This is a genomic window from Kitasatospora purpeofusca (assembly GCF_042691725.1).
GTDB lineage: Bacteria > Actinomycetota > Actinomycetes > Streptomycetales > Streptomycetaceae > Kitasatospora > Kitasatospora purpeofusca_B.
In genome coordinates this window covers 6,237,541-6,257,304 of sequence record NZ_CP170483.1, presented here as the reverse complement: position 1 = coordinate 6,257,304, position 19,764 = coordinate 6,237,541, and the positions used below count along the sequence as shown (strand labels likewise).

18 protein-coding genes are annotated in these 19,764 nt (G+C 71.9%); 9 read left to right on the top strand and 9 right to left on the bottom strand.

Annotation, left to right across the window (positions count from 1 at the left end):
- Nucleotides 1–12 precede the first annotated feature (12 nt).
- The 5 genes from sufC to ACFCLZ_RS26950 are packed head-to-tail and all read right to left on the bottom strand — an operon-like array spanning nt 13 to nt 4,693.
- A complete protein-coding gene (gene sufC / locus ACFCLZ_RS26970) occupies nt 13–777 on the bottom strand; it encodes a Fe-S cluster assembly ATPase SufC (protein ID WP_350567565.1) in 765 nt (254 codons plus the stop codon).
- Nucleotides 778–783: 6 nt separating this feature from the next.
- Entirely contained in the window at nt 784–1,101 is a 318-nt protein-coding gene (locus ACFCLZ_RS26965) for a non-heme iron oxygenase ferredoxin subunit (RefSeq protein ID WP_030308000.1), read from the bottom strand.
- Nucleotides 1,102–1,106: 5 nt separating this feature from the next.
- On the bottom strand, nt 1,107–2,363 hold the full coding sequence (sufD, locus tag ACFCLZ_RS26960) for a Fe-S cluster assembly protein SufD (protein ID WP_380280064.1): 1,257 nt from the start codon (nt 2,361–2,363) through the stop codon (nt 1,107–1,109).
- 59 nt (nt 2,364–2,422) lie between these two features.
- On the bottom strand, nt 2,423–3,838 hold the full coding sequence (gene sufB / locus ACFCLZ_RS26955) for a Fe-S cluster assembly protein SufB (protein WP_380280062.1): 1,416 nt from the start codon (nt 3,836–3,838) through the stop codon (nt 2,423–2,425).
- A gap of 9 nt (nt 3,839–3,847) precedes the next feature.
- The gene (locus tag ACFCLZ_RS26950) at nt 3,848–4,693 is read right to left on the bottom strand and encodes a helix-turn-helix transcriptional regulator (RefSeq protein WP_380280060.1); all 846 of its coding nucleotides are present in this window, start codon (nt 4,691–4,693) and stop codon (nt 3,848–3,850) included.
- Nucleotides 4,694–4,857: 164 nt separating this feature from the next.
- On the opposite strand from ACFCLZ_RS26950, the gene ACFCLZ_RS26945 reads away from it, so the two are divergent.
- Both ACFCLZ_RS26945 and ACFCLZ_RS26940 read left to right on the top strand, forming a co-directional pair.
- Nucleotides 4,858–5,784, top strand: coding sequence for an ABC transporter ATP-binding protein (locus ACFCLZ_RS26945; protein ID WP_380280058.1), 927 nt, complete (start codon nt 4,858–4,860; stop codon nt 5,782–5,784).
- Complete coding sequence (locus ACFCLZ_RS26940; RefSeq protein ID WP_380280056.1) at nt 5,781–6,560, top strand: ABC transporter permease; 780 nt, start codon at nt 5,781–5,783, stop codon at nt 6,558–6,560. The genes ACFCLZ_RS26945 and ACFCLZ_RS26940 overlap by 4 nt, the downstream gene beginning before the upstream one ends.
- Nucleotides 6,561–6,639: 79 nt before the next feature.
- Here the strand turns inward: ACFCLZ_RS26940 and ACFCLZ_RS26935 are convergent, their stop codons facing one another.
- The gene (locus ACFCLZ_RS26935; protein WP_380280054.1) at nt 6,640–7,359 is read right to left on the bottom strand and encodes an LAETG motif-containing sortase-dependent surface protein; all 720 of its coding nucleotides are present in this window, start codon (nt 7,357–7,359) and stop codon (nt 6,640–6,642) included.
- A gap of 322 nt (nt 7,360–7,681) precedes the next feature.
- Nucleotides 7,682–9,052, bottom strand: coding sequence for a choice-of-anchor A family protein (locus ACFCLZ_RS26930; RefSeq protein ID WP_380280052.1), 1,371 nt, complete (start codon nt 9,050–9,052; stop codon nt 7,682–7,684).
- 245 nt (nt 9,053–9,297) lie between these two features.
- Here ACFCLZ_RS26930 and ACFCLZ_RS26925 point away from each other — a divergent pair, with 245 nt between their 5' ends.
- Nucleotides 9,298–10,284 carry a heme A synthase gene (locus ACFCLZ_RS26925; protein ID WP_380280050.1) on the top strand — a complete coding sequence of 329 codons (987 nt, stop codon included), beginning with the start codon at nt 9,298–9,300 and terminating at the stop codon, nt 10,282–10,284.
- A 73-nt stretch (nt 10,285–10,357) separates the two neighbouring features.
- Here ACFCLZ_RS26925 and ACFCLZ_RS26920 read toward each other — a convergent pair whose 3' ends face one another.
- A complete protein-coding gene (locus ACFCLZ_RS26920; RefSeq protein ID WP_380280048.1) occupies nt 10,358–10,696 on the bottom strand; it encodes a hypothetical protein in 339 nt (112 codons plus the stop codon).
- 72 nt (nt 10,697–10,768) lie between these two features.
- Here ACFCLZ_RS26920 and ACFCLZ_RS26915 point away from each other — a divergent pair, with 72 nt between their 5' ends.
- A complete protein-coding gene (locus tag ACFCLZ_RS26915) occupies nt 10,769–11,410 on the top strand; it encodes a DUF2461 domain-containing protein (protein WP_380280046.1) in 642 nt (213 codons plus the stop codon).
- Nucleotides 11,411–11,473: 63 nt separating this feature from the next.
- Here ACFCLZ_RS26915 and ACFCLZ_RS26910 read toward each other — a convergent pair whose 3' ends face one another.
- A complete protein-coding gene (locus ACFCLZ_RS26910; protein WP_380280044.1) occupies nt 11,474–12,415 on the bottom strand; it encodes a heme o synthase in 942 nt (313 codons plus the stop codon).
- A gap of 499 nt (nt 12,416–12,914) precedes the next feature.
- Between ACFCLZ_RS26910 and tkt the strand changes: the two genes are divergently transcribed.
- From tkt to pgl, 5 genes are all read left to right on the top strand, one after another.
- Nucleotides 12,915–15,011: a transketolase gene (tkt, locus tag ACFCLZ_RS26905; RefSeq protein WP_380280042.1), complete on the top strand. Its 2,097-nt coding sequence runs from the start codon at nt 12,915–12,917 to the stop codon at nt 15,009–15,011.
- Nucleotides 15,012–15,099: 88 nt separating this feature from the next.
- Nucleotides 15,100–16,254 (top strand): transaldolase, encoded by a 1,155-nt coding sequence (tal, locus tag ACFCLZ_RS26900; RefSeq protein ID WP_380280040.1) that lies wholly within the window; start codon nt 15,100–15,102, stop codon nt 16,252–16,254.
- 58 nt (nt 16,255–16,312) lie between these two features.
- The gene (gene zwf, locus ACFCLZ_RS26895) at nt 16,313–17,869 is read left to right on the top strand and encodes a glucose-6-phosphate dehydrogenase (protein WP_380286296.1); all 1,557 of its coding nucleotides are present in this window, start codon (nt 16,313–16,315) and stop codon (nt 17,867–17,869) included.
- A complete protein-coding gene (opcA, locus tag ACFCLZ_RS26890) occupies nt 17,866–18,963 on the top strand; it encodes a glucose-6-phosphate dehydrogenase assembly protein OpcA (protein WP_380280039.1) in 1,098 nt (365 codons plus the stop codon). The genes zwf and opcA overlap by 4 nt, the downstream gene beginning before the upstream one ends.
- Entirely contained in the window at nt 18,960–19,748 is a 789-nt protein-coding gene (pgl, locus tag ACFCLZ_RS26885; protein ID WP_380280037.1) for a 6-phosphogluconolactonase, read from the top strand. Before opcA ends, pgl begins: the two co-directional genes overlap by 4 nt.
- The last annotated feature ends 16 nt before the right edge of the window (nt 19,749–19,764 follow it).

Here is a 19,764-nt window from a genome sequence, read left to right as displayed (position 1 = left end):
CGTGCGTACGGGTCACTCGGACGCGCCACCCTTCACGTAGGCCTCGTAGCCCTCCTCCTCCAGCTTGTCGGCCAGCTCGGCACCGCCGGACTCGACGATGCGGCCGCCCGCGAAGACGTGGACCTGGTCGGGCTTGATGTACCGCAGGATGCGGGTGTAGTGGGTGACCAGCAGGGTCCCCACCTCACCGGTCGAACGGACCCGGTTGATGCCCTCGGAGACGACCCGCAGCGCGTCGACGTCCAGGCCGGAGTCGGTCTCGTCGAGGATCGCGATCCGCGGCTTGAGCAGCTCCAGCTGGAGGATCTCGTGGCGCTTCTTCTCGCCGCCGGAGAAGCCCTCGTTGACGTTGCGCTCGGCGAAGGCCGGGTCCATCTGGAGGGCGGCCATCGCCTCCTTGACCTCCTTCACCCAGGTCCGCAGCTTGGGGGCCTCGCCGCGGACGGCGGTGGCGGCGGTGCGCAGGAAGTTGGAGACCGAGACGCCGGGGACCTCGACCGGGTACTGCATGGCCAGGAAGACGCCGGCCCGGGCGCGCTCGTCGACGGACATCTCCAGGACGTCCTCGCCGTCCAGCAGGACGGAGCCGCCGGTGACGGTGTACTTGGGGTGGCCGGCCAGCGAGTAGGCCAGGGTGGACTTGCCGGAGCCGTTCGGGCCCATGATGGCGTGGGTCTCGCCCTGCTTCACGGTCAGGTCGACGCCCTTCAGGATCTCCCGGGGGCCGTTCTCGGCCTCGACGGAGACGTGCAGGTCGCGGATTTCAAGGGTAGCCATGTGTACTCAGGACTCCTGGTTGACGGAGACGAGCACATCGTCCCCTTCGATCTTTACGGGGTAGACAGCGACCGGCCTGGTGGCGGGCAGACCGGAGGGCTTGCCGGAGCGCAGGTCGAAGCTGGAGCCGTGCAGCCAGCACTCGATCATGCAGTCCTCGACCTCGCCCTCGGAGAGCGAGACGTTCGCGTGCGAGCAGATGTCGTTGATCGCGAACACCCCCTCGTCGGTGCGCACGACGGCCACCGGGACGCCGTTGAGGTCGACGCGCTTGGGCACGTCCTCGGCCAGTTCGCTCAGCGCGCAGGCGCGAAGGAAGCTCATCGGCGTCAGACCGCCGCTTCCAGCTCGGCCTCGATCTTCGCCATGAGGTGGTCCTGGATCTCGGCGACGCCGATCTGCTGGACGAGCTCGGCGAAGAAGCCGCGCACCACCAGGCGGCGGGCCTCGTCGGCCGGGATGCCGCGGGCCTGCAGGTAGAAGAGCTGCTCGTCGTCGAAGCGGCCGGTGGCGGAGGCGTGGCCGGCGCCGACGATCTCGCCGGTCTCGATCTCCAGGTTGGGGATGGAGTCGACCCGGGCGCCGTCGGTGAGCACCAGGTTGCGGTTGTGCTCGTAGGTGTCGGTGCCCTCGGCGGCGGCGCGGATCAGCACGTCGCCGACCCACACGGCGTGCGCGTCCTGGCCCTGCAGCGCGCCCTTGTAGACGACGTTGGAGCGGCAGTGCGGGGTGTCGTGGTCGATGACCAGCCGGTGCTCCAGGTGCTGGCCGGCGTCGGCGAAGTAGAGGCCGAACAGCTCGGCCTCGCCGCCGGGGGCCGCGTAGCCCACCCGCGGGTGGAGGCGGACCAGGTCGCCGCCGAAGGTGACGACGACGGACTTCAGCGAGGCGTCGCGGCCGATCAGCGCGGTCTGCTGGGCCACGTGCACCGCGTCGCGGTCCCAGTCCTGGACGGAGACGAAGGTGAGCTTGGCGCCGTCGCCGAGCAGCAGCTCGACGTTGGCGGCCCGGGTCCCGGTGCCGGTGTGGCCCAGCACCACGACGGCCTCGGCGAACGGCTTGACGTCGATGACCACGTGGGCGAAGCGGGTGCCGCCCTCGCCGTGCACGTCGATCCGCACCGGCTCGGTGAGCACCGTCTCCTTGGGGACGGTGACCACGAGCGCCTGCTCGAAGGCGCTGAACGCCTGCGCGGCGACCCGGTCGACCGGCTTGCCGGCCTTGCCGAGGCGGGTGTCGTCACGGCCGACGGTCTCGGCGGTCACGCCCTCGGGCAGGTTCAGCTCGACCTTGTCGGTGCCCTCGGCGGCCTTCGCGGCCGCGGCGGCGGTGCCGTCGTGCAGGCCGCCGAGGCGGTGCAGCGGGGTGAAGCGCCAGTCCTCCTCGCGGCCGGTGGGCACCGGGAAGTCCGCGACGTCGTAGGACGGCTCGACCGTGACGCGGGCGTCGATCGGCTGCCGGACGCTGTCCCGGCCGGTGCCGGGGCCGGCCAGCTGGGCGCCGGCGCCGGCGGTGCCGACCTCGATCGAACCGGCGGTGGTGGAGCCGGTGGTGTTCGCAGCGGCGTTCAAAGGCGTGTCAGCCATGGCTGTTCGTTGTGCTCTCTTCCTCAAAAAATGTCGATGGACGGCGGGCGGCCGGCGGGTCAGCCGACGGAGCCCTCCATCTGCAGCTCGATCAGCCGGTTCAGCTCCAGCGCGTACTCCATCGGCAGCTCGCGCGCGATCGGCTCCACGAAGCCGCGGACGATCATCGCCATGGCCTCGAACTCGGTCATGCCGCGGCTCATCAGGTAGAAGAGCTGGTCCTCGCTGACCTTGGAGACGGTGGCCTCGTGGCCCATGGACACGTCGTCCTCGCGGACGTCCACGTACGGGTAGGTGTCCGAGCGCGAGATCGTGTCGACCAGCAGCGCGTCGCAGAGCACGTTGGACTTGGCGCCCTTGGAGCCCTCGCCGATCTCGATCAGACCGCGGTAGGAGGTGCGGCCGCCGCCCCGGGCCACCGACTTGGAGACGATGTTGGAGGAGGTGTTCGGCGCCATGTGGACCATCTTGGCGCCGGCGTCCTGGTGCTGGCCCTCACCGGCGAAGGCGATGGACAGGGTCTCGCCCTTGGCGTGCTCGCCCATCAGGTAGACGGCCGGGTACTTCATGGTGACCTTGGAGCCGATGTTGCCGTCGATCCACTCCATGGTCGCGCCCTCGTACGCCACGGCGCGCTTGGTGACCAGGTTGTAGACGTTGTTCGACCAGTTCTGGATCGTCGTGTAGCGGCAGCGGCCGCCCTTCTTGACGATGATCTCCACGACCGCCGAGTGCAGCGAGTCGGAGGAGTAGATCGGCGCGGTGCAGCCCTCGACGTAGTGGACGTAGGCGTCCTCGTCGACGATGATCAGCGTCCGCTCGAACTGGCCCATGTTCTCGGTGTTGATCCGGAAGTAGGCCTGCAGCGGGATGTCGACGCGCACGCCCTTCGGCACGTAGATGAAGGAGCCGCCGGACCAGACCGCCGTGTTCAGCGCGGCGAACTTGTTGTCGCCGGCCGGGATGACGGTGCCGAAGTACTCCTTGAACAGCTCCGGGTGCTCGCGCAGCGCGGTGTCGGTGTCCAGGAAGATGACGCCCTGCTCCTCCAGGTCCTCGCGGATCTGGTGGTAGACGACCTCGGACTCGTACTGGGCGGCGACACCGGCGACCAGGCGCTGCTTCTCCGCCTCCGGGATGCCGAGCTTGTCGTACGTCGCCTTGATGTCCGCCGGCAGGTCCTCCCAGGACTCGGCCTGCTTCTCGGTGGAGCGGACGAAGTACTTGATGTTGTCGAAGTCGATGCCGGACAGGTCGGAGCCCCAGGTCGGCATGGGCTTCTTCCCGAACAGCTTGAGGCCCTTGAGACGCAGGTTCAGCATCCACTCGGACTCGTTCTTCTTGGCCGAGATGTCGCGGACGACGTCCTCGTTCAGTCCGCGCTTGGCGGCGGCGCCGGCCACGTCCGAGTCGGCCCAGCCGTACTCGTAAGTGCCCAGGCCTTCGAGCTCGGGGTGCGAAACGGTGTCAGTCATGCGGGCTTCCTATCGCGAGGACGCTGAATCTTCGGTGGACGTGCCGGCAGTCGGCGCGGCACCGGTGTCCCGGCCCGCGGCGGTGCGCAGGGCGGGCGACGATGCGGCACCGGGTGCCGGCACATAGGTGGTGCAGACCCCGTCGCCGTGGGCGATGGTGGCCAGCCGTTGCACATGGGTGCCCAGCAGCTGGGAGAAGACCTCGGTCTCCGCCTCGCACAGCTGCGGGAACTGCTCGGCGATGTGCGCGACCGGGCAGTGGTGCTGGCAGAGCTGGGCGCCCGCCGGGGCCTTCGCCGCGGCCGACGGGACCCTCCGCACCGTGGCAGCGTACCCGTCGGCACTCAGCGCCTGGGCGAGTGCCTCGGTGCGCTCCCCCGCCCCGGCGGAGCGCAGCGCCTCCAGGTACCGCTCGGCCTGGCGGCCGAACCGGGCCCGGGCGAAGGCGGCGACCGCCTCCTCCCCGGCCTTGCCGCCGCCCACCGACGCGGAGATCCAGCGCAGGGCGTCGGCCGCGAGCTGGTCGTACTCCTGGTAGAAGGCGTCGCGGCCGCCGTCGGTGAGGGCGAAGACCTTGGCCGGACGGCCCCGGCCGCGGCTGCCGTAGACCCGCTGCTCGCGGGACTCGACCAGGCCGGCGGCGGCTAGCCCGTCCAGGTGACGGCGCACGGCCGCGGCGGTGAGGCCGAGGCGGCTCGCCAGGTCGGCGGCGGAGGACGGACCGTGGTCCAGGATGGAGCGGGCGACCCGGTCGCGGGTGGCGTGGTGGCCGTCCAGCAGCACCTCGGCCGCGGTCGCGGGCACGGCGCAGCCGGGGGCCGACTCGGCCTCCTGCTCCACGGAGTGCTCGCGCATGTTTTTCACAACACCAGTGTTGCGTAATTACTTCCGACAGGACAAGCCGTGATGCAGGCCTCACTCGTGGCATCTGTCACGCAGGTAAGCCTTACCTGACCAGCGGATGAAGTGATCAAGCCCAGTGTGCAAACGGCCTGTTGGGGCCTCTTAGACTCACCCGTATGCAATCCGAACCCGCGGTCCAGATCACCGGGCTGGTCAAGCGCTACGGGGACAGGCCCGCGGTGGACGGTCTCGACCTCTGCATCGCGCGCGGCGCCGTCACCGCCGTTCTCGGCCCCAACGGCGCCGGCAAGACCACCACCATCGAGACCTGCGAGGGCTACCGCCGCCCCGACGCCGGCACCGTGCGCGTCCTCGGCCTCGACCCGGTCGCCCAGGGCGCCGAGCTGCGCCCCCGGATCGGCGTGATGCTGCAGTCCGGCGGCGTCTACGCGGGCGCCCGCGCCGTCGAGATGCTCCGGCACACCGCCAGGCTGCACGCCCACCCGCTGGACGTCGACGCGCTGGTCGAGCGACTCGGCCTCGGCTCCTGCGGCCGCACCACCTACCGCCGGCTCTCCGGCGGCCAGCAGCAGCGGCTCGCCCTCGCGATGGCCGTGGTCGGCCGCCCCGAGCTGGTCTTCCTGGACGAGCCCACCGCCGGCCTCGACCCGCAGGCCCGCCGCGCCACCTGGGAGCTGGTCCGCGACCTGCGCCGGGACGGCGTCACCGTGGTGATCACCACCCACCACATGGAGGAGGCCGAGCAGCTCGCCGACCGGGTCGCCGTCGTCGACCGCGGCAAGGTGATCGCCGAGGGCACCCCTGACGGGCTCTGCCGCGACGGCGCCGAGTCCACCGTGCGCTTCGACGGCCCGCCCGGGCTGGACCTCGCCACCCTGCTCAAGGAACTGCCCGAGGGCGCCACCGCCGCCGAGACCACCCCCGGCAGCTACCGGGTGGAGGCGCCGGTCGACCCGCAGCTGCTGGCCACCGTCACCGCCTGGTGCGCGGCCGGCGGGGTCCTGCCCGAACGGCTCGCGGTGCAGCGCCGCAGCCTCGAAGACGTCTTCCTCGACCTGACCGGACGGGACCTGCGTTCATGACCACCACCGACTACGCCGACTACGCGCCGAAGCCCGGTGCCGCGCCGGTCGGCCGGATGCTGCTCGCCCAGACCGCGTTCGAGACCCGGATGCTGCTGCGCAACGGGGAGCAGCTGCTGCTCACCGTGGTCATCCCGACGGTGCTGCTGGTGCTCTTCTCCGCCGTGGACATCGTCGCCGTCGAGGGGCCCGGCAAGCGGGTGGACTTCCTCGCCCCGGGGCTGCTCGCGCTCGCGGTGATGTCCACCGCGTTCACCGGCCAGGCCATCGCCACCGGGTTCGAGCGCCGCTACGGCGTGCTGAAGCGGCTGGGCGCCAGCCCGCTCCCCCGCTGGGCGCTGCTGACCGCGAAGACCGGGTGCGTGCTGGTCACCGAGGCGCTCCAGGTGGCACTGCTGTCGGTGATCGCGCTGGCCCTCGGCTGGTCCCCGCAGGGCAACCCGCTGGCCGTCGTCGCGCTGCTGGTGCTCGGCACGGCCGCGTTCTCCGGGCTCGGGCTGCTGATGGCCGGCACGCTGCGCGCGGAGGCGACGCTGGCCGCCGCCAACCTGGTGTTCGTCCTGCTGCTGCTGGCCGGCGGGGTGGTCGTGCCGCTGAGCAGGTTCCCCTCCGCCGTGCAGTCGGCGCTGGAACTGCTGCCGATCGCCGCCCTCTCGGACGGCCTGCGCGCCGTGCTGCAGAACGGCTCCGGGACGCCCTGGGCCGACCTCGCTGTCCTGGCCCTCTGGGCGGTCGCGGGGCTCGCGGCCGCCGCGCGGTTCTTCCGCTGGGAGTAGCGGCCGGACCGCACCCGGCACGACGGCCCCCGGCTCATCCAGTGAGCCGGGGGCCGTCGTCGCTGTCCGGTGCTCCGGGTCAGCCCTCGGTGCCGTCGCCGCGGCGGCGGCGGGCGAGCAGCAGGAGCGCGCCGCCGAGCAGCACCACGCCGCCGCCGACGGCCGCGATGACCGGGGTGGCGTCGCTGCTACCGGTCTGCGCCAGCGCCGGGGCGACCGGGGTGGACGTCGCGGTCGGGGTCGGCGTCACCGTCCGGCTGGGGGTGGGCGTCACCGTCCGGGTCGGCGTGGGCGTCGGGGTGGGCGTCGGCGTCGGCGTCACCGTGCGGGTGGGCGTCGGGGTGGGCGTCGGCGTCGGCGTGGGGGTGGGAGTCGGCGTGGGGGTCGGCGTCGGCGTCGGCGTGGGAGTCGGCGTCGGGGTCGCGCAGACCGGGATCGTCTTGGTCTCGGTCTTGTTCCAGTCGCTGTTCTTCGGGTCCTCGGTGGTGGTCACCACGAGGGTGGCGCCGACCGGCGCGCTGTGCGCCGCCACCGGGAAGGTCTGGTGGAACTCCTTGCCGAACTCCTTCTGGTCGAGCACCTTCACGCCGTCGATGCTCAGGCTGACGGCGTTCTTGATGCCCGTCTCGGTGCTGTAGTTGGTGAGGTCGACCACGATGTTGTCGCAGGTGACCTGCCAGGTCGGCACGTGCGCCGAGGCGCTGGTCGCCAGCACCACGGGCAGCAGGGCGGCGGCCGCCGCCGTCCCCACGATCGCCGCGCCGCTTGTGATCACTGTCTGCCGCCGCTGTCGAGCCATCTCGTTGTCCCCTCCGAACGGTCTGGTGCAGCAGGCGTGTTGAGTGGAACAGCGGTGGCCCGCTACGACTGTCCGGGGGACTCTACCGGCACTCCCGCACCCCTCCACACCCCGCTGCGCGGCCGGATTTCCTCTTCCCGTCCGCATCCGCGTGTGCATCGGCAGCCCATCACACCCGCTGCCTCGGACGACACCGCTTCGGCCAACGTGGAATGAACTCTGTCACAGTGGCCGAAAAGAGCGGCCCCCGGCGATCGTTGACGATCACCGGGGGCGCTCGATCGGGCAATCCGGATCACTCCGGAACCGGCCCGCGGCGGACTCAGGCCTGGCCGGCCGCCTTGCGCCGACGCGCGGCCACGACCAGCGCGCCACCGGCGGCGATGACCACCGCGCCGCCGATCGCCAGCGGCACGACCGGGCCGGAGCCGGTGTGGGCGAGACCGCCCCCGGCGTCGGCCCCGGCCGACGGGCTCGCCGAGGCGCCCGGCGCGGCCGCCGCCCCGGAGGCCGACGGGCTCGCCGAGGCGCCCGCGGACGGCTTGGCGGTGCCCGACGCGGACGGGCTGCCCGAACCGTCCGGCGTCACGGACGGACCGGGGGTGCCCGGGGTGGCCGGCGTGCTCGGCGTGCCGGTGGCGCCCGGCGTGCTCGGGGTGGTGGTGGCGGACGGCGTACCGGTCGGCACCACCGGCGGCGTGGTGGCCGGGTTGGTCGGCGGCGTGGTCGGCGGCACGACGACCGGCAGGCAGCCGGTGAACGGGTAGTGGTGCGTCTCCGCACCGCCCTTGCCGGTCAGCGACTTGACGATGACCGAGCCGTTCACCGGGGCGGCCGAGCCGAGGTCGAAGGCGGCGTTCGGCGCCAGCACGGTGCCGGACCAGGCGGCCGAGCTGCTCTTGACCACCTTGGTGGCGGTCGGGAAGTTCCAGAGCAGCTTGGAGCGGACGGCGCCGCCGTGCGCGCTCTGCAGCTTGTCGTCCAGGAGGTAGGCCTGCTTGCCCTCGTCCCACAGGTGGAAGCCGGTGGTCTTCGCGGCGGCCTGGTCGTACGAGTCGCCGGTCACGGTGACCACGGTGACCGCGCCGGCCGGCACCTTCACGAAGATGTCGGTGGCGCCCTGGAGGGTGGCGGCGGAGACCGTGAAGCTGTTGAACTTCGCGTCGCCGCTGGTGAGGTAGAGCTTCGAGCCCTGCGGCTCGACCTTGGCGCCGGCGGTCTGCGGCAGCCCCGCCAGCGAGGTGGCGACGGCGCGCGCCCGGGCGAACTCGGCGGCGAAGTCGATCGGCGACCTGCCCTGGCCGACGGCCCCCTGGTGGGCCTGGATCACGGCGGCGTCGGGCTTCGAGCCGTAGACGCCGTTGCCCTTCATCACCTGGGTGTTGCCGCCGGTCAGCTTGCCGGCGACGACCAGGGCGTTGCCGCCGGGCAGCGCCTTGACCTGGTCCGCGGTCAGTTCCTGGCCGACCGAGAAGCCGCCGGTGAAGTCGGCATTGCCGCCGACCGCCACCGCACCCTCGGCGTCCGGCGTGTGGGTGTCGTCGCCCTCGACGAACTCACCGTAGAGGTTGGCGACCCCGAGGCCCAGGCACTGGTTCGGGTCGGCGGCGTGGGCGGCGGCCGGGGCGACGAGCCCGGCCAGAACGAGAGATCCACCGAGCGCGAGCGCTGCGGCGGGAACGGATATGCGCATGTGCAGGTTCTCCGCTTACGTGCGGGGGTGGGAGGGGTCCACCTGAAAAAGGTATGGACCAAACCGCACTCTTTCGGCCAAACGGGTGATTGGTCAAGACCAATGCCCGCGTTGCCCGAACAGTCCTTTTTGCTCCGTCTTTACGGTCGACGGGTTTGCCGCTATGTCGACACGGGAAAGCTCCGCCGTTCGGGTGTGTCGGCACCTCCCGCCCCGCCCCAAGATCGGCTGTAAGGCCGCATACCATGGACGCCGTGCCTAACACCACCCCCTTCTCCCTGCTCGCCGAGCGCTGGCAGCCCTCCGCCGCCATGGTCAAGCGCGCCGCGTTCGCCGCGCTGGTGATGAGCGTGGTGATCGTCGTGACCGGCGGCGCCGTCCGGCTCACCGCCTCCGGCCTCGGCTGCACCACCTGGCCGCGCTGCACCGACGAGAGCCTCACCCCGACCGCCGAGATGGGCTTCCACGGCGTCGTCGAGTTCACCAACCGGATGCTCACCTACGTGCTGAGCGCCGCCGTCGGCTGGGCGATCCTCGCCGCGCGCTGCTCCCGGCCCTGGCGGCGCGGCCTGACCAAGCTCGGCTGGGCCCAGTTCTGGCTGGTGATGAGCAACGCCGTGCTCGGCGGCATCACCGTGCTGACCGGCCTCAACCCCTACACCGTGGCCCTGCACCTGATCGCCGCGATGGGCCTGGTCTGGGTCGCGACGCTGACGTGGGAGCGGAGCAAGGAGGGCGACGGCCCGGCCCGCCCGCTGGTGGCCGAGCCCATCAAGCGGCTCAGCTACGCCCTGGTCGTCGCGATCGGCCTGCTGGTGGCCGCCGGCACCCTGGTCACCGGCGCGGGCCACCACCCCGGCACGCCCAAGGACAACAAGATGGTCCCGCGCATCCCGCTGGACTACGACCGCCTCGCCCAGGCCCACGCCGACCTGGCCTTCGTCTCGATCGGCCTCTCGATCGCGGTGATCTTCGTGTTCGCCGCCGTCAAGGCCCCGCCGGCCGCCAAGGCCCGGGCCCGCGAACTGCTGATCGGCCTGCTGCTCCAGGCCGTGATCGGCTTCGCCCAGTACTTCACCGACGTCCCCGAGATCCTGGTCGGCCTGCACATGCTCGGCGCCACCCTGATCTGGATCGCCGCCCTGCGCATCCCCCTCGCCCTCCGCACCCGCGAGGGCGCCCCCGCCGACACCCCGGCCCCGGCCCGCGCCCCCGAACCCGCGGCCGCCTGACGGCCCCGGCCAGACACCTCGAAGGGCCCCGGTCGTCTCTCGCGACCGGGGCCCTTCGCCGTGCGCGCCGGGGTCAGCCGCCGAGCTGGATGCCGGCCATGCGCTTCCACTCGTAGGCGCCGGTCCTGACCTTCAGGCCCAGCTCGCCCTCGAAGTCGGCGTGCAGCGTGATGCCGGCCAGTTCGGCGGCGCGCTGGCCGACCGCGTAGCTGGGCGCGACCTGGTCGCCCCAGGTGCCGTCGGCGCCGACCACCACGATCCGGGTGCCGACCGCGCCGACGTACTGGACGACGCCGTCGGCACTGCCGCCGTGCTGGGCGGCGAAGGCGGTCAGGTTCTTGGCGATGCGCTTGGCGCGGCGCTCGGCGCGGGCGTCCGGGGCGGCGGGGGTGGCGGTCTCTGCGCTGCTCATGCCCGCATGCTACCCAGCGGTAGGGGTACTGGCGACGGGAGCGCCGTGTGCACCGGGCCACATACTGAAGGGGTGACCTTCGACGGCTGGCCCGCCGAGGCGCTCGACTTCTACGAGCACCTCGAGGCCGACAACTCCAAGACCTTCTGGCAGTCCCACAAGGGCCAGTACGAGCACGCCGTACGGGAGCCCATGGAGCGCCTGCTGGCCGAGCTGGAACCCGAGTTCGGGCCGGGCAAGATCTTCCGCCCGCACCGCGACGTCCGGTTCAGCGCCGACAAGTCCCCGTACAAGACCCACATCGGCGCCCATCTGACGGCCGGCGGCTACATCCAGCTCTCCGCCGACGGCCTGGCCTGCGGCAACGGGCTGTACCAGCTCGCCGCCGACCAGCTGGAGCGCTACCGCGCCGCGGTCGCCGAGGACGTCTCCGGCGCGGAGCTGGAGCGGGTGGTGACCCGGGTCCGCGCGGCGGGCCCCGAGGTGGTCGGCCGGGACTCGCTGAAGTCCGCGCCGCGCGGCTACGCCAAGGACCACCCGCGGATCGCGCTGCTCCGCCACAAGGGACTGATCGCCTGGCAGGAGTGGGCGCCCGAGCCCTGGCTGGGCACCCGGACCGCCTACCGGCGGATCACCGGCTTCCTGCACGCCTCGCAGCCGCTCAAGGACTGGCTGGACGGCCACGTCGGCCCGTCCGGGCTCCCCACCCGGTAGCCGGGCCGCACAAACGGGAAGGCCCCGGTCGCATCGACCGGGGCCTTCTCGGCAGTCATCGCCTCACTTCACGAACGGGTCCACCGCGATCACCACGAACAGCAGCGTCAGGTAGGTGATCGACCAGTGGAACAGCCGCATCTCCTTGAGCTTGGCGCCCACCACGCCGGCCTTGGCCCGCCCGTACAGCGCGTGCGCCTCCTTGAGCCAGGCCGCGCCGAGCAGCACCGCCGCCACCGGGTAGAGCCAGCTGGTGTCGGCCAGCGGCCACAGCAGCAGCGAGACCGCCACCATCACCCAGGAGTAGGCGACGATCTGCTTGGCGACCGCCAGGTTGCCCTTGACCACCGGCAGCATCGGCACGCCGGCCCGGGCGTAGTCCTCGCGGACCTTCATCGACAGCGGCCAGTAGTGCGGCGGCGTCCAGAAGAAGATCACCAGGAACAGCACCAGCGCCGACCAGGAGACCGAGTTGGTGACGGCCGCCCAGCCGACGAAGACCGGCATGCAGCCGGCGATCCCGCCCCAGACGATGTTCTGCGCGGTGCGCCGCTTGAGCCCCAGCGTGTAGACGAACACATAGAAGAGCAGGGCGCCGAGCGCCAGCGCCGAGGACAGCCAGTTGACCAGGACGCCCAGCCAGACCGTCGACAGGACGCCGAGCGCGATGCCGAACACCAGCGCCTCGCGCGGCGAGACCATGCCGGTGACGATCGGCCGTCGCTCGGTGCGGGACATCACCGCGTCGATGTCGCGGTCGATGTACATGTTGAGGGCGTTGGCGCCGCCCGCCGAGAGGTACCCGCCGAGGACCACCTTCAGCACCAGCAGCAGGTCCGGCACACCGCGTTCCGCCAGGAACATCACCGGCACCGTGGTGATCAGCAGCAGCTCGATGATCCGCGGTTTGGTCAGTGCGACGAAGGCGCCGACACGGGCCCCGAACGGCCGGTGCGCAGGCGTCGCCCCGGTGACCCCGGCGGGACGGGATTCGACGGCGGTCACTAACACCCCAACTGAAGATGAATCCTCACAGGCGGCCACCGGAACGTTGTCTCCCGAATCGTCCGCTCTGCGCGTACCACGCCACCTTAGACGCTCCATATCTCCCCACCGGCCCCGGGGTGCCCCGGCGAGGCGGAACGCACACCCCCGGGTGAACCCCCACCGGCCCCACCTGGAACGTTGCCGCAGCGGCCCGCTCCGGGGCGCCGTCCCCCGTCCCGCACCCCGGAGAGGCGAACCGGACGGATCCGGGCGAGGGTGGACAAAGGGGCCGGCCGTGCCGACGCACGGTCGTCCACGGACCGACCGGGGAATGACGGCCAACATGCCTGAGTTGTCCCACCACGGAGGGTGAGCCCCGGCCCGGACGGTAGGCTCGCCCACAGAAGCGGGATCTACCCTCCGTGACCGGCACCACCTCAGCGTCCGGCCCCAGCGACGTGGCCGACCCGGTCCCTCACGGGGTCACTCTTCACCATGGAAGGAGCCCTGAGACAGGGTGAGCACGACGCCGAATGCATTCGAGTGGTCGGACCTCGACGAGCGGACCGTCGACACGGCCCGGGTCCTGGCGATGGACGCGGTCCAGAAGGTCGGCAACGGACACCCCGGGACGGCCATGTCGCTGGCCCCGGCCGCCTACCTGATCTTCCAGCGCTTCCTGCGCCACGACCCCACCGACCCGTCCTGGGTCGGCCGTGACCGGTTCGTCCTCTCCCCCGGTCACACCAGCCTGACGCTGTACACCCAGCTCTACTTCTCCGGCTACGGCCTGGAGCTGGACGACCTCAAGGCCTTCCGGGTCGCGGGCAGCCGCACCCCCGGCCACCCCGAGCACGGCCACACCGCCGGCGTCGAGACCACCACCGGCCCGCTCGGCCAGGGCATCGGCAACGCGGTGGGCATGGCCATGGCCGCCCGCTTCGAGCGCGGCCTGTTCGACCCGGACGCCCCGGCCGGCGAGTCGCCGTTCGACCACACCGTCTGGGCCGTCGTCTCCGACGGCGACCTGGAGGAGGGCATCTCCGCCGAGGCCTCCTCGCTGGCCGGCCACCAGAAGCTCGGCAACCTGGTCGCCCTGTACGACGACAACCACATCTCGATCGAGGGCGACACCGAGACGGCCTTCTCCGAGGACGTCCTCAAGCGCTACGAGGCGTACGGCTGGCACGTCCAGCGCGTCACGCCGAAGGCCAACGGCGACATCGACGTCGCCGCGCTCGCCGAGGCGCTGGCCGCCGCGAAGGCCGAGACCTCCCGCCCGTCGATGATCGCGATGCGCACGATCATCGCCTGGCCGGCCCCGGACGCCCAGAACACCGCCAAGGCCCACGGCTCCGCGCTCGGCGCCGCCGAGATCGCCGCCACCAAGAAGGTCCTGGGCTTCGACCCGGAGAAGACCTTCGAGGTCAGCGACCACGTCATCGAGCACGCCCGGCTGGTCGTCAAGCGCGGCAAGGCCGCCCGCGCCGAGTGGCAGCAGTCCCTCGACGCCTGGCGCGCCGCCAACCCGCAGCGCGCCGCCGAGTTCGACCGGATCGAGGCCGGCGAGCTGCCCGACGGCTGGAAGAAGGCCATTCCGGTCTTCGAGGCCGGCAAGGACGTCGCCACCCGCAAGGCCAGCGGCGAGACCCTCAAGGCCCTCGGCGCGGTGATCCCGGAGCTGTGGGGCGGCTCGGCCGACCTCGCCGAGTCCAACCTCACCACCATCGACGAGGACAGCTCCTTCCTCCCCGAGGGCAACCCGCTGAAGACGGCCGGCCCGTACGGCCGCACCATCCACTTCGGCATCCGCGAGCACGCCATGGGCTCCACCATGAACGGCATCGCGCTGCACGGGAAGACCCGCGTCTACGGCGGCACCTTCCTGGTCTTCGCCGACTACATGCGCCCGGCCGTCCGCCTGGCCGCCCTGATGAAGCTGCCGGTCACCTACGTGTGGACGCACGACTCCATCGGCCTCGGCGAGGACGGCCCGACCCACCAGCCGGTCGAGCACCTGGCCTCGCTGCGCGCCATCCCGGGCCTGACCGTGGTCCGCCCGGCCGACGCCAACGAGACGGCCGTCGCCTGGCGCACCGTCATCGAGCGCCAGACCACCCACCCGGGCCCGGTCGGCCTTGCGCTCACCCGCCAGAACGTCCCGACCTTCGACCGCGCGTCCTACGGCAACGCCGAGGACACCGCGAAGGGCGGCTACGTCCTGGCCGAGGCCTCCAGCGGCACCCCGCAGGTGATCCTGCTCGGCACCGGCTCCGAGGTCCAGCTGGCCGTCAAGGCCCGCGAGGTCCTGGAGGCCGAGGGCATCGCCACCCGCGTCGTCTCGCTGCCGTCCTTCGAGTGGTTCCAGGAGCAGGACCAGGCCTACCGCGACAGCGTGCTGCCGCCGTCGGTCAAGGCCCGCGTCTCGGTCGAGGCCGGCATCGCCCAGGGCTGGCGCGAGCTGGTCGGCGACCACGGCCGGATCGTCTCGCTGGACCACTTCGGCGCCTCCGCCGACTACAAGGTGCTCTTCGAGGAGTTCGGCATCACCGCCGAGCGCGTCGTCGCCGAGGCCCACAACGCGCTGCGTTCGCTCGAGGCCGTCAACCGCTAGCGGCACCGGGCCGCGTACCCGCCCGCACAGCGGGTACGCGGCCCTTCGACCACCCCCACACGCACAGAATCCAAGGGACTGAAGCACCATGACTGACGCATTGAAGCGCCTCAGCGACGAAGGCGTGGCGATCTGGCTGGACGACCTCAGCCGCAAGCGGCTGAACACCGGGAACCTCGCCGAGCTGGTGCAGCACAAGCACGTGGTGGGCGTCACCACCAACCCGACCATCTTCCAGAAGGCCATCGGCGGCGGCGACAGCTCCTACGACGGCCAGCTGCGCGACCTCGCCGTCCGCAAGGTCACCACCGACGAGGCCGTCCGCATGATCACCACCTCGGACGTGCGCGACGCCGCCGACGTGCTGCGCCCGGTCTACGACGCGTCCAACGGCCGTGACGGCCGGGTCTCCATCGAGGTGGACCCGCGGCTGGCCCACGAGACCGCCGCCACCGTGGCCGAGGCCAAGCAGCTGTGGTGGCTGGTCGACCGCCCGAACGTCTTCATCAAGATCCCCGCCACCAAGGCCGGCCTGCCCGCGATCGGCGAGGTCATCGGCAAGGGCATCAGCGTCAACGTCACGCTGATCTTCTCGCTGGAGCGCTACAAGGCCGTCATCGACGCCTACCTGACCGGCCTGGAGGCCGCCAAGGCCAAGGGCCTGGACCTCTCCCAGATCGAGTCGGTCGCCTCCTTCTTCGTCTCCCGCGTCGACAGCGAGATCGACAAGCGCCTGGACAAGATCGGCGGCGAGGCCAAGAACCTCCGCTCCAAGGCCGCCCTGGCCAACGCCCGCCTCGCCTACCAGGCCTACGAGGAGGTCTTCGGCAGCGTCGACGGCAAGACCGCCGGCACCGCCCGCTGGCGCTCCCTGGAGGCCGCCGGCGCCAAGCCGCAGCGCCCGCTCTGGGCGTCCACCGGCGTCAAGGACCCGGCCCTGCCGGACACCCTGTACGTCACCGAGCTGGTCGCCCCCGGCACCGTCAACACGATGCCCGAGGCCACCCTGGACGCCACCGACGACCACGGCGTGGTCACCGGCGGCACCATCGTCGCGAACTACGCCGACGCCAAGGCCGTGATGGACGCCATCGCCGCCGCCGGCGTGGACTACGACGACGTGGTCCAGGTGCTGGAGGACGAGGGCGTCGAGAAGTTCGAGCAGTCCTGGAAGGAGCTGCTCGACACCGTCACCGCCTCGCTCGCCGCGCTGTCGGACAAGCACGGCGCCGGCGAGAAGTGACCCCCTGCTCACAGCGCACGAAAGCGGAGCCCATCAAGTGAGCACTGACTTCCCCGAGTTGGCGCCGGATTCGGACGCGGACAATCTCCCGCCGGCGCCTGTCAACCCGCTTCGCGACCCCTCCGACCGGCGGCTCCCGCGCATCGCGGGGCCGTCCGGCCTGGTCATCTTCGGGGTCACCGGTGACCTGTCCCGCAAGAAGCTGATGCCGGCCGTCTACGACCTGGCCAACCGCGGCCTGCTGCCGCCGGGCTTCTCGCTCGTCGGCTTCGCGCGCCGCGAGTGGGACGACGAGGACTTCGCCCAGGAGGTGCACGACGCCGTCAAGGAGCACGCCCGCACCCCCTTCCGCGAGGAGGTCTGGCAGCAGCTCGCCAAGGGCATGCGCTTCGTCCACGGCACCTTCGACGACGACGAGGCCTTCGACAAGCTCCGCGCGACCATCGAGGAGCTGGACAAGGCGCAGGGGACCAGCGGCAACTTCGCCTTCTACCTGTCCGTCCCGCCGAAGTTCTTCCCGACCGTCGTCCAGCAGCTCAAGAAGCACGGTCTGACCGACCCCCCGCAGGGTTCCTGGCGCCGCGCCGTCATCGAGAAGCCGTTCGGCCACGACCTGGAGTCCGCCCAGGAACTGAACCGGATCGTCCACGAGGTCTTCCCCCGGGACGAGGTCTTCCGGATCGACCACTACCTGGGCAAGGAGACCGTCCAGAACATCCTGGCGCTCCGTTTCGCCAACCAGATGTTCGAGCCGATCTGGAACCGGTCGTACGTCGACCACGTGCAGATCACCATGGCCGAGGACATCGGCATCGGCGGCCGGGCCGGATACTACGACGGCATCGGCTCGGCCCGTGACGTCATCCAGAACCACCTGCTGCAGCTGATGGCGCTCACCGCCATCGAGGAGCCGGCGTCCTTCCACCCGAAGGCGCTGGTGGCCGAGAAGCTCAAGGTGCTGAGCGCGGTCAAGCTCCCGGCCGACCTCGGCCTGCACACCGTGCGCGGCCAGTACACGGCCGGCTGGCAGGGCGGCGAGGAGGTCGGCGGCTACCTCGACGAGGACGGCATCGACCCGGAGTCCAAGACCGACACCTACGCGGCCATCAAGCTGGAGATCAACAACCGCCGCTGGGCCGGCGTGCCGTTCTACCTGCGCACCGGCAAGCGGCTGGGCCGCCGGGTCACCGAGATCGCGGTGGTCTTCCAGCGCGCCCCGTACCTGCCGTTCGACTCCTACGCCACCGAGGAGCTGGGGCAGAACGCCCTGGTCATCCGGGTGCAGCCGGACGAGGGCGTCACCGTGCGGTTCGGCTCCAAGGTGCCGGGCACCTCCTTCGAGGTCCGGGACGTCACGATGGACTTCGCCTACGGCGAGTCCTTCACCGAGTCCTCCCCGGAGGCCTACGAGCGGCTCATCCTCGACGTGCTGCTCGGTGACGCCAACCTCTTCCCGCGCCACCAGGAGGTCGAGCTCTCCTGGCAGATCCTCGACCCGATCGAGAAGTACTGGGACGCCCACGGCAAGCCCGCCGAGTACGCGGCCGGCACCTGGGGCCCGGCCGAGGCGGACGAGATGCTCGCACGAGACGGCAGGAGCTGGCGCCGGCCATGAAGATCGACCTCACGGACACCACGTCCGGCAAGATCAACGCAGCACTCATGGCGGCGCGCCGCGCCAGCGGCTCCACCGCCGCCGGCATGGTGCTCACCCTGGTGATCGTGACCGACGAGGGCAGCGCGTACGACGCCCTCAAGGCCGCCAACGACGCCTCCCGCGAGCACCCCTCGCGCACCCTGGCGGTCATCAAGCGCGCCGGGCGCTCGCCCCGGGCCCGCGCCGAGACCCGTCTGGACGCCGAGGTCCTGGTCGGCTCCGACGCCGGCTCCGGGGAGACCGTCGTCCTGCGGATGCACGGCGAACTCGCCGCGCACGCCCAGTCGGTCGTCCTGCCGCTGCTGCTGCCGGACGCCCCGGTGGTGGTCTGGTGGCCGGACAACGCGCCGCTGCACCCGGCGCAGGACCCGCTGGGCGCGCTCGCCCAGCGCCGGATCACCGACGCGGTCACCGCCGAGTCCCCGGTCGGCCAGCTCGCCCAGCGGGCCCAGAGCTACACCCCGGGCGACACCGACCTGGCCTGGACCCGGATCACCGGCTGGCGCTCGATGCTGGCCGCCGCGCTGGACCAGCGGCCGTCGGAGATCACCTCCGCGGTGGTCGAGGGCGAGTCGTACAACCCCAGCGTCGAGCTGCTCGGCCTGTGGCTGCACAACCGCCTGCACGCGCCGGTCGAGCGGGTCGTCACCAACGGCCCGGGCATCACCGCGGTGCACCTGCGCACCAAGGACGGGGACATCACCCTGGACCGCCCGGACGGCCTGATGGGCACGCTCTCGATGCCCGGCTCGCCGGACCGCCAAGTGGCGCTCAAGCGGCGCGAGACCTCGGAGCTGATCGCCGAGGAGCTGCGCCGGCTCGACCCGGACGACATCTACGCGGCGGCCGTGCGCACGCCCGTCGACCGGCTCAAGGAGCCGGACGACGCCGAGCAGGCGGTGGCGACCGCGGTGGCCGCCGAGGCCGCCGCCGAGACGTCCGCGCAGGAGGGCGAGCAGGTCGCCAACCCGGCCCGGGTGACCGCCGACGCGGCCCCCGGCACCGCGAAGAAGACGGCCGGCAAGCGCACCGCCAAGAAGGCGGAGGCATGACGGCGGCCACCCCGCAACTGGTCGTCCACCGGGACAAGGAGCTGATGGCCCAGGCGGCCGCGGCCCGGCTGATCACCCGGATCGTGGACGCCCAGGCCGCCCGCGGCACCGCCTCGGTGGTGCTCACCGGCGGACGCAACGGCAACGCCCTGCTGGCCGCGATCGCCGCCTCCCCGGCGCGCGACGCGGTCGACTGGGCGCGGCTGGACCTCTGGTGGGGCGACGAGCGGTTCCTGCTCTCCGGCGACCCGGAGCGCAACGCCGTGCAGGCCCGCGCCGAACTGCTGGACGCCGTTGCGCTCGACCCGGCGCGGGTGCACGAGATGCCCGCCTCGGACGGCGTCGACGGCTCGGACGTCGACGCCGCGGCCGCCCGCTACGCGCAGGAGCTGGCGAAGGCGGCCGGGCCGGGCGACCGGGCCGGCGTCCCGGCCTTCGACGTGCTGCTGCTCGGTGTCGGCCCGGACACCCATGTCGCCTCGCTCTTCCCGGAGCACCCGGGCGTGCGGGAGACCGAGCTGACGGTGATCGGCGTGCGCGGCGCGCCGAAGCCGCCGCCCACCCGGATCTCGCTCACCCTGCCGGCCATCCGCAACGCCCGCGAGGTCTGGCTGCTGGCGGCCGGCGAGGACAAGGCGGGCGCGGTGGCGGTGGCCCTGTCCGGCCCCGGCGAGCTCCAGGCGCCCGCCTCCGGCGCGCACGGCACCGGTCGCACCCTGTGGCTGCTGGACCGCGCCGCGGCGTCCCAGCTGCCGCCCCAGCTGTACCCACCGGCCTCGGCCTGAGGCCGGGGAACGACGA